A 458-nucleotide genomic window follows, 5' to 3' on the forward strand; every position below is an offset into this window, starting at 1 on the left:
TCATCCGCTCGACTTGCATGTGTTAGGCCTGCCGCCAGCGTTCAATCTGAGCCATGATCAAACTCTTCAGTTCAAACATCTTTGGGTTTTTAAGAAACCCTAAACTTGGCTCAGCAATCGTTGGTTACATCTTTGATTTCTCGCGGAGTAACTTGTGATGCTGATAATCTTGTTGACTATCAGTCTGACTGCACAAGCACCCACACGAATTGCTTGATTCAGTTGTTAAAGAGCGGTTGGTTAAGATCTTTCGTCTCAACCGAGGCGCGCATTCTACAGCAGCCTCATTTGCTGTCAAGTGATTATTTTCAGAAGTTTTCGAAGAATTCTTCAACAACTTCAACCACTTGCGCTTCCGATCTCTCGTTAGCGGGAGGCGAATTCTACAGCGTTAATCGCTGCTGTCAACACCTCTTTTTCTCCGCTTTCGACCGAGAAGATCGAACCGTTAAAAGAGC

1 rRNA gene is annotated in these 458 nt (G+C 45.2%); it reads right to left on the reverse strand.

What is annotated here, in order from left to right:
• Window positions 1-73, reverse strand: a 16S ribosomal RNA gene (locus OK411_RS27010); the annotation flags it as partial.
• Between the last annotated feature and the right edge of the window lie 385 nt (window positions 74-458).

Origin of the sequence: Pseudomonas sp. RG1 (genome assembly GCF_025910115.1) — a bacterium.
Classification (GTDB): Bacteria; Pseudomonadota; Gammaproteobacteria; order Pseudomonadales; family Pseudomonadaceae; genus Aquipseudomonas; species Aquipseudomonas atacamensis.